Source organism: Microbacterium sp. 22195, from assembly GCF_052056515.1.
In the GTDB taxonomy this organism is placed as follows: domain Bacteria; phylum Actinomycetota; class Actinomycetes; order Actinomycetales; family Microbacteriaceae; genus Microbacterium.
Genome location: NZ_JBQEPE010000001.1, coordinates 1,321,114 through 1,333,309, shown reverse-complemented (window position 1 = coordinate 1,333,309; position 12,196 = coordinate 1,321,114). Strand labels below are relative to the sequence as shown.

General features: G+C 70.1%; 12 protein-coding genes and 1 riboswitch. Of the genes, 3 read left to right on the top strand and 9 right to left on the bottom strand.

What is annotated here, in order from left to right; translation table 11 throughout:
• Positions 1 to 3: 3 nt before the first annotated feature.
• Positions 4 to 85: riboswitch (ZMP/ZTP riboswitch) on the top strand.
• A gap of 37 nt (positions 86 to 122) precedes the next feature.
• Positions 123 to 1,397 carry a serine hydroxymethyltransferase gene (gene glyA / locus ACTJJ4_RS06535; RefSeq protein ID WP_440942525.1) on the top strand — a complete coding sequence of 425 codons (1,275 nt, stop codon included), beginning with the start codon at positions 123 to 125 and terminating at the stop codon, positions 1,395 to 1,397.
• A complete protein-coding gene (locus ACTJJ4_RS06530; protein ID WP_440942524.1) occupies positions 1,394 to 2,275 on the top strand; it encodes a bifunctional methylenetetrahydrofolate dehydrogenase/methenyltetrahydrofolate cyclohydrolase in 882 nt (293 codons plus the stop codon). The genes glyA and ACTJJ4_RS06530 overlap by 4 nt, the downstream gene beginning before the upstream one ends.
• A gap of 102 nt (positions 2,276 to 2,377) precedes the next feature.
• Here ACTJJ4_RS06530 and ACTJJ4_RS06525 read toward each other — a convergent pair whose 3' ends face one another.
• On the bottom strand, positions 2,378 to 2,935 hold the full coding sequence (locus ACTJJ4_RS06525) for a TetR/AcrR family transcriptional regulator (RefSeq protein ID WP_440942523.1): 558 nt from the start codon (positions 2,933 to 2,935) through the stop codon (positions 2,378 to 2,380).
• Between the two features lie 64 nt (positions 2,936 to 2,999).
• On the opposite strand from ACTJJ4_RS06525, the gene ACTJJ4_RS06520 reads away from it, so the two are divergent.
• Positions 3,000 to 3,476 carry a DUF4188 domain-containing protein gene (locus ACTJJ4_RS06520; protein WP_440942522.1) on the top strand — a complete coding sequence of 159 codons (477 nt, stop codon included), beginning with the start codon at positions 3,000 to 3,002 and terminating at the stop codon, positions 3,474 to 3,476.
• A gap of 19 nt (positions 3,477 to 3,495) precedes the next feature.
• Here the strand turns inward: ACTJJ4_RS06520 and ACTJJ4_RS06515 are convergent, their stop codons facing one another.
• From ACTJJ4_RS06515 to ACTJJ4_RS06480, 8 genes are all read right to left on the bottom strand, one after another.
• Positions 3,496 to 4,227: a DUF6882 domain-containing protein gene (locus ACTJJ4_RS06515; protein WP_440942521.1), complete on the bottom strand. Its 732-nt coding sequence runs from the start codon at positions 4,225 to 4,227 to the stop codon at positions 3,496 to 3,498.
• A gap of 30 nt (positions 4,228 to 4,257) precedes the next feature.
• Positions 4,258 to 5,487 (bottom strand): MFS transporter, encoded by a 1,230-nt coding sequence (locus tag ACTJJ4_RS06510; protein ID WP_440942520.1) that lies wholly within the window; start codon positions 5,485 to 5,487, stop codon positions 4,258 to 4,260.
• 134 nt (positions 5,488 to 5,621) lie between these two features.
• Complete coding sequence (locus ACTJJ4_RS06505) at positions 5,622 to 6,425, bottom strand: HpcH/HpaI aldolase family protein (protein ID WP_440942519.1); 804 nt, start codon at positions 6,423 to 6,425, stop codon at positions 5,622 to 5,624.
• Positions 6,410 to 7,198: a fumarylacetoacetate hydrolase family protein gene (locus ACTJJ4_RS06500; protein WP_440942518.1), complete on the bottom strand. Its 789-nt coding sequence runs from the start codon at positions 7,196 to 7,198 to the stop codon at positions 6,410 to 6,412. The genes ACTJJ4_RS06505 and ACTJJ4_RS06500 overlap by 16 nt, the downstream gene beginning before the upstream one ends.
• The gene (hpaD, locus tag ACTJJ4_RS06495) at positions 7,195 to 8,376 is read right to left on the bottom strand and encodes a 3,4-dihydroxyphenylacetate 2,3-dioxygenase (RefSeq protein ID WP_440942517.1); all 1,182 of its coding nucleotides are present in this window, start codon (positions 8,374 to 8,376) and stop codon (positions 7,195 to 7,197) included. Before hpaD ends, ACTJJ4_RS06500 begins: the two co-directional genes overlap by 4 nt.
• 36 nt (positions 8,377 to 8,412) lie before the next feature.
• Entirely contained in the window at positions 8,413 to 9,933 is a 1,521-nt protein-coding gene (hpaE, locus tag ACTJJ4_RS06490; protein WP_440942516.1) for a 5-carboxymethyl-2-hydroxymuconate semialdehyde dehydrogenase, read from the bottom strand.
• Positions 9,933 to 10,613: a GntR family transcriptional regulator gene (locus tag ACTJJ4_RS06485; RefSeq protein WP_440942515.1), complete on the bottom strand. Its 681-nt coding sequence runs from the start codon at positions 10,611 to 10,613 to the stop codon at positions 9,933 to 9,935. The genes hpaE and ACTJJ4_RS06485 overlap by 1 nt, the downstream gene beginning before the upstream one ends.
• A complete protein-coding gene (locus ACTJJ4_RS06480) occupies positions 10,610 to 12,079 on the bottom strand; it encodes a fumarylacetoacetate hydrolase family protein (RefSeq protein WP_440942514.1) in 1,470 nt (489 codons plus the stop codon). The genes ACTJJ4_RS06485 and ACTJJ4_RS06480 overlap by 4 nt, the downstream gene beginning before the upstream one ends.
• Between the last annotated feature and the right edge of the window lie 117 nt (positions 12,080 to 12,196).

The following is a 12,196-nucleotide window of genomic DNA, read 5'->3' as shown; positions in this document are numbered from 1 at the left end:
GCTTTCTTGCGTCGCGACTGGCGTCTGGGTGGGTCACCACCGGGGAGCGGCTCTGAGGATTCGACCGCGCGCCTGGGCCGATGAGGAACACACCCCTTACCCCGTGTGAACAGGAGACCGCCATGACCGACCGCTACTTCGACGCCCCGCTCGCCGAGGTCGACCCCGAGATCGCCGAGGTGCTCGAGCGCGAGCTGAACCGCCAGCGCACGTACCTCGAGATGATCGCCTCCGAGAACTTCGTGCCCGTCTCCGTGCTGCAGTCCCAGGGCTCGGTGCTGACCAACAAGTACGCCGAGGGCTACCCGGGTCGTCGCTACTACGGCGGCTGCGAAGAGGTCGACGTCGCCGAGGAGCTGGCGATCGCCCGTGCCAAGGCGCTGTTCGGCTCCGAGTTCGCGAACGTGCAGCCGCACTCCGGCGCCTCCGCGAACGCCGCCGTGCTGCACGCCATCGCGCGCCCCGGCGACACGCTGCTCGGTCTCTCCCTCGACCAGGGCGGCCACCTCACGCACGGCATGAAGATCAACTTCTCCGGCCGTCTGTACAACATCGTCGCGTACGGCGTGAACCCCGAGACCTCCACCATCGACATGGACGAGGTGCGCGCGCTCGCCCTCGAGCACAAGCCGAAGGTGATCATCGCCGGCTGGTCCGCCTACCCGCGCACCCTCGACTTCGCCGCGTTCCGTGCGATCGCCGACGAGGTGGGCGCCCTGCTCTGGGTCGACATGGCGCACTTCGCCGGCCTCGTGGCCGCCGGGCTGCACCCCAACCCGGTGCCCCACGCCCACGTCGTCTCGTCGACCGTGCACAAGACCATCGGCGGTCCGCGCTCGGGCTTCATCCTGACCAACGACGCCGACATCGCCAAGAAGATCAACTCGGCCGTGTTCCCGGGCCAGCAGGGCGGCCCGCTGATGCACGTGATCGCCGCCAAGGCGACCGCGTTCAAGCTCGCCGTGACCCCCGAGTTCAAGGAGCGTCAGGAGCGCGTACTGCGCGGCGCCGCGATCATCGCCGAGCGCCTCACCCAGCAGGACGTCAAGGACGCCGGCATCGCCGTGCGCTCCGGGGGCACCGACGTGCACCTGGTGCTCGTCGACCTGCGCGACGCCGAGATCGACGGCAAGCAGGCCGAGGATCTGCTGCACGAGATCCACATCACCGTGAACCGCAACGCCGTCCCGAACGACCCGCGTCCGCCGATGGTGACCTCGGGTCTGCGCATCGGCACGCCGGCGCTGGCGACCCGCGGCTTCGGCGACGCCGAGTTCACCGAGGTGGCCGACATCATCGCCCTCGCGCTGCAGCCCGGTGCCGACATCGAGGCGCTGCGCACGCGCGTGGACGCCCTCGCCACGGCCTTCCCGCTGTACCCGGGCCTGCAGCAGTGACCGCGAAGGTCCTCGACGGCAAGACCGCTGCGGCGGCGATCAAGGCCGAGCTCACCGAGCGCGTGGCCGCGCTGCGCGAACGCGGCGTCGTCCCGGGCATCGCCACGGTCCTGGTGGGTGCCGATCCGGCATCCCAGCTGTACGTCGGCATGAAGCACAAGCAGTCCGAGGCGATCGGGATGAACTCGATCCAGCGCGAGCTGCCCGCCGATGCCACTCAGGAGCAGGTCGAGGCGCTGATCGACGAGCTCAACGCCGACCCCGCCTGCCACGGCTACATCGTGCAGCTGCCGCTCCCGAAGCACCTCGACACCGACGCGATCCTGGAACGGATCGACCCGGCCAAGGATGCCGACGGACTGCACCCGACCAATCTCGGCCGGCTGGTGCTGAACGTCAACGGCCCGATCCACACGCCGCTGCCGTGCACCCCGCGTGGTGTGATCGAACTGCTGCTGCGCAACGACTACGACCTGAGCGGCAAGCACGTGGTGGTCGTCGGGCGCGGTGTCACCATCGGCCGTCCGATGGGGCTGCTGCTGACGCGTCGCGAGATCAACGCCACGGTCACGCAGGTGCACACCGGTACGCCGGACATGACGCCGTACCTGCGCGAGGCCGACGTGATCGTCGCCGGTGCCGGCGTGAAGCACCTGATCAGGGCATCCGACGTGAAGCCCGGTGCTGCGGTGCTCGACGTGGGCGTCACGAGGGAGACGGATGCCGAGACCGGCAAGTCGAAGGTCTACGGCGACGTGCACCCGGACGTCGCCGAGGTCGCCGGCTTCATCTCGCCGAACCCCGGCGGCGTCGGTCCGATGACGGTGGCGCTGCTCATGACGAACGTGGTAGAGGCCGCCGAACGCACCCTGGCCTGATCCAGGTCCGCCGACACCCCCGCTTCCCGCCGAGACCCCCAGCTGCAGACGCCTGCAACTGGGGGTCTCGACGCTGTCTGGGGGTCTCGCGGCGTGGCGGGACTATGCGAGCGAGCGCTCCACGACATCGAGCAGTCCGGCGTAGACCGCATCCCAGTCCACGCCGGGGGGAGCGGCCTGCGCGAGCTCGAGCGCCACGGCGCCGTGCACCTGCGACCAGATGATCACGGCGTCGCGCTGCGCGGCTTCGGCGGCGCCGGGCCGGATTCCGGAGACGGTGCGCACGAGCGGGGTGAGCGACTGCAGGGCCACGGCCTCGACCGCTGCGTGCTCCGCGGGCATCCGATCGCCGAACATCAGCCGGAACAGCGCGGGATGGGCGAGTGCCCAGGCGCGATACGCCTCGCCGAGCGCCCGGATCCCGTGCGGCTCCGCGGCGAGCTGCGCGTCGCCGAAGGAGCGGAACGCGTGCTCGATGACGGCGGCGAGCAGCTCGCTCTTGCCGCCGAAAAGGGTGTAGACCGCTGACGTCGACGTTCCCGCCGCGCGTGCGACCTCGCGCAGAGCGACGCGGTCGGCGCCGTCGCGGTCGATGATCTCGGCGGTGGTCTCCAGCAGGCGCGTGCGCAGGTCGTCGTCGTGGACGGTGGGTCTTGCCATGGTCACGATCGTAGCGTAACGTCGTTTCATAACAACGTTACACAACCTTCGACGGGGAGAGATCATGACCGCTCAGGTGGAACCGGGGCGCTTCACGGCGGCATCCGACCGCACGGACATCACGGTGTTCCTGATCGGCATGCGGGCGAATCGCTGGTGGCGCGTCGGCAGCGTGATGCGCACCGCCTCGCGGATGGCGCCGATGCTGAAGCATCTGATGCAGCATCCGGATGCCGGGCTGCTCGGCTTCCATCAGTGGCTCGGGCGCACCACCGTGCTGCTGTCGTACTGGGAGAGCCCGGAGCATCTGCAGCGCTTCGCGTCGGACCGCGACGCACCGCACCTGGCCGCGTGGCGCGAGTTCGTCCGCAGGTCGCAGGGGTCCGGTGACGTCGGTGTCTGGCACGAGACCTATCAGGTGCCGTTCGCCGACCTCGAGGTCGTGTACAACGACATGCCGCCGTTCGGGCTCGCGGCCGCGACCACGCGCGTGCCCCTCGGGGCGGGGAGCCGCACGGCCAGGCAGCGCCTCGGTCGCTGAGGGCGACCGGGCGGCCGGATCAGGAGGTCGGCGCGGTGCCGCCCAGCGAGCCCTCGATGCCCGTGATGCGCGCGTACTCGTCGAAGCGGAAGGTCGCCGAGCCGGTGGCATCCGTCAGCGTCGCGGCCGAGAACGTCTCATCCGCCCACTCCAGCCGCCATCCCGCGAGGCGGCCGAGGTCCCACACCGATGCGCGCGGGTCGGCGAGCGTGAGGCCGGAGAGGATGCGGGGGAGCGCCGCGACCGCAGCGGCGACCGTGAGCGGCTCGATCGGGACGTCCAGCAGCAGCACGGCGCGGGCGCCACCGGCCGGAGCCGAGTAGTACGGCGAGAGCCCCGTGATCTCCACGGCCGCTCCCGCGATCACGTGAGCCAGGTCGGCCACCCACGCCTGGATGTCGTCGCCGGTGTCGGCCGGGAATGCCACCTCGCCCTGCGTCAGCTCGGGGATGCCGTGCTCGGCTCCGTACGCGCGGAGCTTCTCGGTGACTCCGGAGCGGTCGCCCTGCGGCATGGCCCAGGACCACATCAGCGATCGCGGACCCGGGGCGATCGAGGCGAGCAGGTGCGGAGTCGCCGTCAAGGTGCGGTCGGGCTGCGCGGTCGCCGCGAACGTGAAGGTGCCGGCAGCCAGGTCGACGTCCCAGCGGTGCTCGCCGAGTGCGTCGGTCGCGGTCATCAGCTGGTCCTGGCGCAGGGCGGTGAACAGTGCGGCGCGGTCGGCGAGTGCCCGCAGGGTCTCGAAGGTCATGCGTCCAGTCTCGCACCGGATGCCATGAGTTCAGTGCGAGACGGTCGCCGCCTCGACGCGGCCCATCCGCCACACGCTCGGCACGAACGCGGTGCCCACGGCGATGATCGCGTAGATGATGCCCGAGGTGACCAGCACCACGGCCGGGTCGGCGCGGGTGATCAGCCATCCGTACACGAGCGTGCCGATCGGCATGACCACGAAGCTGCCCAGCATGTCGTAGCTGGAGACGCGGCTGAGCTTCTCGGTGGGGATGTTCTCCATCATCGCCACGCTCCACCCGGTGCTGAAGACCTCGGCGCCGGCGCCCGCGATCAGGGCCGCGATCGCCACGAGCACGACCGTCGGGTGCACGCCCAGCATGGTCAGCGGGATCGCGAACAGGCTGATGCCGATCATCCCCATCCGCAGTGGGCGCTTGAGCGGGAACCACATCAGGATCAAGGTCATCAGCAGCACGCCGACGCCCTCGGCGCTGACCACCCACCCCCAGCCGGCGATGCCGAGCCGGTCGTCGTTCTTGGCGACGTACGGACCGACGACGCCCCACGCACCGACGTGGATCGCGTTCATGATCATGAACGCGAGCACGACCGCGTACAGCCAGGACCGGCTCCAGAACTCGGTCCAGCCGATGCGCAGGTCGGCGAACAGCGAGAAGCGCCCGTCGCCGACGGGCGGCGGCAGCTTCACCATCGCCAGGATCGGGATGGCCGAGAGCCAGCCGATCAGCTGCACGACCATCGCCCAGGCGGGACCCGCGGTCGTGACCAGGATGCCGGCGATCACCGGTCCGCCGATCGTGACGGCGGAGCGCACGAACGAGAGCATGGCGTTGGCCTGCTGCAGGGTCTCCGGCCGGGTGAGCTGCGGGATGATGCCCTGCATAGCCGGGAGCACGAAAGCGGTCGACGCGCCGTTGACCGCGGCGAGGGCCACCATCACGGGGATGGTGGCGGTGTGCGTGAACAGCAGATACGCGATCGCGCCGATCGAGAGCAGGTCCAGCACATAGCAGGCCTGGATCACCAGTGCACGGGGGAGCCGGTCGGCCACGACCCCGCCGAACAGCACGAACACGACGTTCGCGACCGTGAAGGCCGTCAGCACCAGCGACAGGCTGACCGGGTCGTTGTCGATCTCGAGCACCGCGAACGCCAGCGCGATCGACGACATGGAGCCGGTGATCATCGTGATCGCCCTGGCGAGGAAGAACCACCGGAAGTTGCGGTCGCCCATCGCCGCCAGGCCGCGGTTCACGGGGCGGTCCGGGGCGTCAGCATCCGTTCATCCAACCACAGCCGCCACAACTCCGGAGAACCGGCGGGTTCCACCGCCGGATCCGGCCCTTCGGGCGGGTTCGGCGATGAATCTCCGGAGTTGTGGCCGGGCGGTCAGTACGAGTCGGTGCCCGGCTCGTCGGATGCCGGGATGAACCTGGCGGCGAGGGCCTCGGAGCCCCGCGCGAGGATCGTCACATCCGCGCTCGCCGAGAGGAAGTCGGCGCCGGCCGCGAGGTAGGCGTCGGCACCTGCCGGGTCGAACGCGTTCACGCCGGCCTTCTTGCCCGCGGCATGCGCGGCCTCGAACACGCGGTGCACGCTGGCGACGACGTCCGGATGCCCCTGCTGGCCGGGCAGCCCCATCGAGGCCGACAGGTCGGCCGGACCCACCAGCACGCCGTCGACGCCGTCGACGGCGGCGATCTCGGAGGCGCGCTCCACGGCATCCGCCGATTCGATCTGCACGATCAGCGAGATCGTCTGCGAGGCGTTCGGCACGTATCCGCCCACCCGGCCCCAGCGCGCGCTGCGCGCGAGCGCGGAACCGACACCGCGGATGCCCTCCGGCGGGTAGCGCACGGCGGCGACGGCCGCGCGCGCCTCCTCGGCGGAGGCCACCATGGGCACGAGCAGGTTCTGCGCACCGGCATCCAGCACCTGCTTGATGACGACCGGGTCGTTGAAGGGCACCCGCACCACGGTGGTCGGGGGGTACGCGGCGATCACCTGCAGCTGCTGCTGCACGGTGGTGAGGGTGTTGGGCCCGTGCTCCATGTCGATCAGCAGCCAGTCGACGCCCGAGCCGGCGCAGATCTCGGCGATGAGCGGGGAACCGGTGCTCAGCCACATGCCGATCAGCGGGCGGTCGGCCTCGGCGAGCCGGTCGCGGAAGGTCGGGTCTAGACGAAGCGGCATTCGATGGTCCCCATCTCGCGGTAGTCGCACAGCACGGTGTCGCCGCGCTGCACCCACATGGGCCGCGTGAACGATCCAGCCAGGATGAGCTCCCCGGCCTCCAGCCGCTGACCGTGCTGGTGGAACTTGTTCGCCAGCCAGGCGACGCCGGTGGCCGGATGCCCCAGCACGCCCGCGGCGACCCCGGTCTCCTCGATCTCGCCGTTGCGGGAGAGCACTCCCGGCACCCAGCGCAGGTCGATCTCGTCGGGGTGCATGCGCACGTCGCCCAGCACCATCGCGCCGTAGGCGGCGTTGTCGCTGATCGTGTCGACGATCGTGCGGCCCTCCAGCTCGATGTGGGAGTTCAGCACCTCCAGCGCCGGCACCGCGTAGTCGATCGCGGCGAGGGCGTCCTCGAGCGTGCAGTCCGGCCCTTCGAGGGGCGCCTTCAGGGCGAAGGCGAGCTCCACCTCGATGCGCACGTTCGAGAAGTGGTCGTACGGGATCTCCGATCCGGTGGCGTACACCGTGTCGTCGAACATCACGCCGTAGTCCGGCTCGGTGATCCCGGTCGCCTGCTGCATGGCCTTCGAGGTCAGGCCGATCTTGCGGCCCACGAGCGTGCGGCCGGCAGCCAGCTGCGCGTCGCGCCAGACGCCCTGGATCGCATAGGAGTCCTCGATCGTGGCATCCGGATACCGGGCGGTGATGCGCGGCATGATGCCGCGGGTGCGCTCGGCCTCGGCCAGCTCCGCGGCCAGCGCGGTGATCGTCTCGGCGGGGAGAGTCACAGCTGATGACCCAGCTTGTACTCGCCCTGCTTCCACTCCGGCATCTCGGCCTCGTCGTCGGGACGCGTGTACGAGAAGCCGTCGGCGCCGATGGTGACGGCCATCTCGCTGCTGTCGGTGCGGGCGCGCACCGGCTGCGGGTTGCCGTCCAGGTCGAGCACGAGCGAGGCATCCGTGTACCAGCTCGGCACCACCGGGTTGCCCCACCAGTCGCGGCGCTGGTTGTCGTGCACGTCCCAGGTGATGACCGGGTTGTCGGGGTCGCCGGTGTAGTAGTCCTGCGTGTACACCTCCACGCGGTGCCCGTCGGGGTCGCGCAGATAGAGGTAGAACGCGTTGCTGACGCCGTGGCGGCCGGGGCCGCGCTCGATGGCGTCGGAGCGGCGCAGGGCGCCGAGCTTGTCGCAGATGGCCAGGATGTTGTGCTTCTCGTGCGTCGCGAAGCACACGTGGTGCATGCGCGGTCCGTCACCGCCGGTCATGGCGGTGTCGTGCACGGTGGGCTTGCGGCGCATCCACGCGGCGTAGACGGTGCCCTCCTCGTCTTGGATGTCCTCCGTGACGCGGAAGCCGAGGTCCTGCATGTACTTCACGGCGCGGGGCACGTCGGGGGTGACCTGGTTGAAGTGGTCCAGCCGCACGAGCTCGCCCGGCTTGTGCAGGTCGTAGCGCCACGACAGCCGCTCGACGTGATCGGTCGCGTGGAAGAACTCGTACGGGAAGCCGAGCGGGTCGACCACGCGCACCGAGTCGCCGATGCCCTTCGTGAAGCCGGACGGCGCGCGGCGCACGTCGCAGCCCAGCTCGGTGTAGAAGGCGACCGCGCGGTCGAGGTCCTCGGGGGTGCGCACGCGGTACGAGAAGGCGGCGACCGCGGCGACCTCGCCCTTGCGCAGCACGAGGTTGTGGTGGATGAACTCCTCGGTGGAGCGCAGATAGATCGCCTGGTCGTCCTCCTCGGTCACGTACAGGCCGAGCACGTCGACGTAGAACTCGCGGGATGCCGCGAGGTCGGTCACCACCAGCTCCATGTACGCGCAGCGCAGCACGTCCGGCGGGGTGCTCGTCGGCGTCGGCGTCGGGTTCTCGCAGATGATCTCCGTGTCCAGGCTCACGTAGAAGCCGGAGGAGGTGAGGGTCTTGCCGGGGTGGGCGGCAGATGCCGGGTTGTTGCTCATGTCAGCGTCCTTGCTCTTCTGAAATCGGGCGGCGGGTCAGCGCGGGTCCGGGTCGTCCAGGTCCTGCTTGCCGAAGGCCGGGTTGTGCGGGGCGCCGAGGGTGATGTGCACGCTCTGCTGGTCGGTGTAGAAGTCGATCGAGCGGTAGCCGCCCTCGTGGCCGAGGCCGGATGCCTTCACGCCGCCGAACGGGGTGCGCAGGTCGCGCACGTTGTTCGAGTTCAGCCAGACCATGCCGGCCTCGACGGCGCCCGCGAAGTTGTGCGCGCGCTTGAGGTCGTTGGTCCAGATGTAGGCGGCGAGACCGTACTTGGTGTTGTTCGCCAGGGACAGCGCCTCCTCGTCGGTGTCGAAGGGCGTGATCGCGACGACCGGTCCGAAGATCTCCTCCTGGAAGATCCGGGCATCCGGAGAGACGTCGGCGAAGGCGGTCGGGGCGACGTAGTTGCCGGTGGGGAAGCCCTCCGGGCGGCCGCCGCCGGCGATCAGACGACCCTCGGTCTTGCCGATCTCGACGTAGCTCATCACCTTCTCGTAGTGCTCAGGGTGCACGAGCGCGCCGACCTCGGTGGTCGGGTCGTGGGGGAGACCCACCTTCACGCGCTTGGCCATGGTGGCGAAGCGCTCGACGAACTCGTCGTAGATCGCGCGCTCGACGATGATGCGCGAGCCCGCCGTGCAGCGCTCGCCGTTCAGGGAGTACACGCCGAAGACGCAGGCGTCGACCGCGGTGTCGAGATCGGCATCCGCGAAGACGACCGCGGGGCTCTTGCCACCGAGCTCCATCGACAGGCCCTTCAGGAACGGCGCCGAGTTGCCGAAGATGATCTGCCCGGTGCGGCTCTCGCCCGTGAACGAGATCAGCGGGACGTCCGGATGCTTCACCAGGGCGTCACCGGCGTCCTCACCGAGTCCGTTGACGAGGTTGAACACGCCCTTCGGGAGGCCCGCCTCCTCGAAGATGCCCGCCCACAGCGACGCCGACAGCGGCGTGAACTCGGCCGGCTTGAGCACGACCGTGTTGCCGGTGGCCAGGGCGGGGCCGAGCTTCCAGGACTCCAGCATGAATGGCGTGTTCCACGGCGTGATGAGCCCCGCGACGCCGATCGGCTTGCGGTTGACGTAGTTCATCTGCTTGCCGGGGACCTTGAAGGCATCATCGGCCTGCGCGACGATCAGGTCGGCGAAGAAGCGGAAGTTCTCGGCGGCGCGGCGGGCTTGGCCCAGTGCCTGCGTGATGGGCAGACCCGAGTCGAACGACTCCAGCTCGGCCAGGCGCGCGTCGCGCGACTCGACGATGTCGGCGATGCGGTGCAGCACCCGCGAGCGCTCGCGCGGAAGCATCCGCGGCCACGGACCCTCGGTGAACGCACGACGGGCTGCGGCGACCGCGCGATCGATGTCGGCCTTCTTACCGGCCGCGGCGTGCACGTAGGTCTCGTTCGTGACGGGGTTGAGCACCTCGAAGGTGTCGCCGTCGAGGGAATCGACGAACTCGCCGTCGATGTAGTGCTGGATCTTCGCGGGCAGGTCGGCCGGGGTGTACACGTCGGTCATCATCGTCCTTCTTCGGTGGGGTGGGAGTGGCGGGCGGCCAGGAACGCGTCCATGGTGCGCCAGCGGTGGTCTCGGGCGGCGAGCTCGATCTCGAGCGGGTCGGCGCCGCCGCGGATCAGCTCGAGGATGCGGGTGTGCTCGTCCACCGAGTGCCGGGCGCGGCCGGGGACGAACGCGAACGAGGAGTCGCGGATGCCGGAGAGCCGGCTCCATCCGCGGTGCACCAGGTCGAGGATGTGCGGGTTCGGGCAGGGTTCGTAGAGCACCGAGTGGAACGCCTGGTTCAGCGAGGTGAACGTGTGCGCGTCGAAGTGGCCCAGCAGGTGCAGCATCCGGTCGTTGACGGCCTCGGCGCGATCGAGCGCATCGGCGTCGAGCAGGGGAGCCGACAGCGCGGTGGCGGCGCCCTCGACGATGCCCAGGGTCTGCATGGTGTGCGCGTACTCGCTCTCGTCGATGAGCGAGACGTGCGCGCCGATGTTGCGCTCGAAGGTGACCAGCCCCTCGGCCTCGAGGCGGCGGATCGCCTCGCGCACCGGGACCACGCTCATGCCGAGCTCGTCGGCGATCGGGCCGAGCACCAGGCGGTACCCGGGACCGAAGGCGTGCGAGGAGATGCGGGAGCGGATCCAGGCGTACGCCTGCTCCGACTTGCTGCCCTCGCGGACCAGGGCGGTCATGATCCGGTGCCCGACCTCTCGGCGTACCGCGCGCGCCACTCGGCGTTCATCGGGAACAGCCCGTCGACCGGATGCCCGGCGGCCACCTGATCGGCGATCCAGGCGTCCTCGTCCTCCTGGGCCAGAGCCGCATCGGCGACCTCCTCCGCGAGCTCGAAGGGGATCACGATCACGCCGTCGCCGTCGCCGACGATCACGTCGCCGGGCTGCACGGCGGCGCCGCCGCAGGCGATCGTGACGTCGAACTCCCACGGCACGTGGCGGCGGCCCAGCACGGACGGATGGGCGCCCTTCGAGAACACCGGCAGGCCGATCTCGGTGACGGCGTCGAAGTCGCGCACTCCGCCGTCGGTGACGACGCCCGCGGCTCCGCGGGTCTTGGCGCGCAGAGCCAGGATGTCGCCGAGAGTTCCGGTGCCGGCATCGCCGCGGGCCTCGATCACGATGATCTCGCCCTCGCCGACCGCGTCGAACGCGCGCTTCTGCGCGTTGTATCCGCCGCCGTGGCTCCGGAACAGGTCTTCGCGCGCCGGGATGAAGCGCAGTGTCTTGGCGGTGCCGACGATCTTGCTGCCGGCGATGTTGGCGGACACCCCGTCGATGAAGCAGGAGTGCAGGCCGCGCTTGCGCAGCTGGCTGGACAGGCCCGCCGTCGGGGCCGCTGCGAGCTTGGCGCGCAGCTCGGGGGTGAGACCGGACGGCGCGGGTTCGGTGCCGGTCTCGGGAAGCCCCGCCGCCTCGCGAGAGCCCCAGGCCTCGGTGCGCTGCAGATCGTCGACGGCGGGCAGCGAGCCGAGGGCGGGGTCGAAGGCGACCTCGCCCTGCGTCACCGTGGTGACCAGGCGACCGGACGACGGCGCACCAGGGGCATCCGGAGCATCCACCTCGATCTCCACGACGTCACCCGGGACGATCACGCTGGATCCCGCGGGCGTGCCGGCGAGGATCACGTCACCCGGCTCGAGGGTGAAGTGCTGCGAGAGGTCGGCGACCAGCTGGGGGAGCGGGAAGAGCAGGCCCGTCGTGCTGTCGTCCTGGCGCAGCTCGCCGTTGACCCAGGCGCGCACGCGCAGGTTCCCCGGGTCGACGGATGCCGCGTCGATCAGCTCGGGGCCGAGCGGGGTGTATCCGTCGCCGCCCTTGGACCGGACGTTGGAGCCCTTGTCGTTGGCGCGCAGGTCGTACAGGCCCAGGTCGTTGGATGCGGTGACGGATGCCACGTGCGACCAGGCGTCCTCGATGGACACCCGGCGAGCGGGGGTGCCGATGACGAGGGCGATCTCGCCCTCGAAGGCGAGCAGTTCGGTGCCGGCGGGGCGCTCCACGGTCCCGCCGCTGACGCCGACGGAGCTCGCGGGCTTGAAGAAGTAGGAGGGCGCTGCGGGGCGGCGGCCGCGCTGGTCGGCGCGCGAGACGTAGTTCAGGTGGATCGCGATGATCTTTCCCGGTCGGGTGATCGCCGTCATGGATGCGCCTCCTCGCGTTCGCGCACAGGGGGAGTGCCTTGTGCGTCGTATGCGAAATCGTATATCATCGTCGCATCCTGGGGCAAGCATCAACTGGATTCCCCGGCAGTCACCTCG

Coding starts and splice junctions, on each gene's coding strand:
- glyA (WP_440942525.1), top strand. CDS start 123: ATGACCGACCGCTACTTCGACGCCCCGCTCGCCGAGGTCGACCCCGAG.
- ACTJJ4_RS06525 (WP_440942523.1), bottom strand. CDS start 2,935: ATGGCAAGACCCACCGTCCACGACGACGACCTGCGCACGCGCCTGCTG.
- ACTJJ4_RS06520 (WP_440942522.1), top strand. CDS start 3,000: ATGACCGCTCAGGTGGAACCGGGGCGCTTCACGGCGGCATCCGACCGC.
- ACTJJ4_RS06515 (WP_440942521.1), bottom strand. CDS start 4,227: ATGACCTTCGAGACCCTGCGGGCACTCGCCGACCGCGCCGCACTGTTC.
- ACTJJ4_RS06505 (WP_440942519.1), bottom strand. CDS start 6,425: ATGCCGCTTCGTCTAGACCCGACCTTCCGCGACCGGCTCGCCGAGGCC.
- hpaD (WP_440942517.1), bottom strand. CDS start 8,376: ATGAGCAACAACCCGGCATCTGCCGCCCACCCCGGCAAGACCCTCACC.
- hpaE (WP_440942516.1), bottom strand. CDS start 9,933: ATGACCGACGTGTACACCCCGGCCGACCTGCCCGCGAAGATCCAGCAC.
- ACTJJ4_RS06485 (WP_440942515.1), bottom strand. CDS start 10,613: ATGACCGCCCTGGTCCGCGAGGGCAGCAAGTCGGAGCAGGCGTACGCC.
- ACTJJ4_RS06480 (WP_440942514.1), bottom strand. CDS start 12,079: ATGACGGCGATCACCCGACCGGGAAAGATCATCGCGATCCACCTGAAC.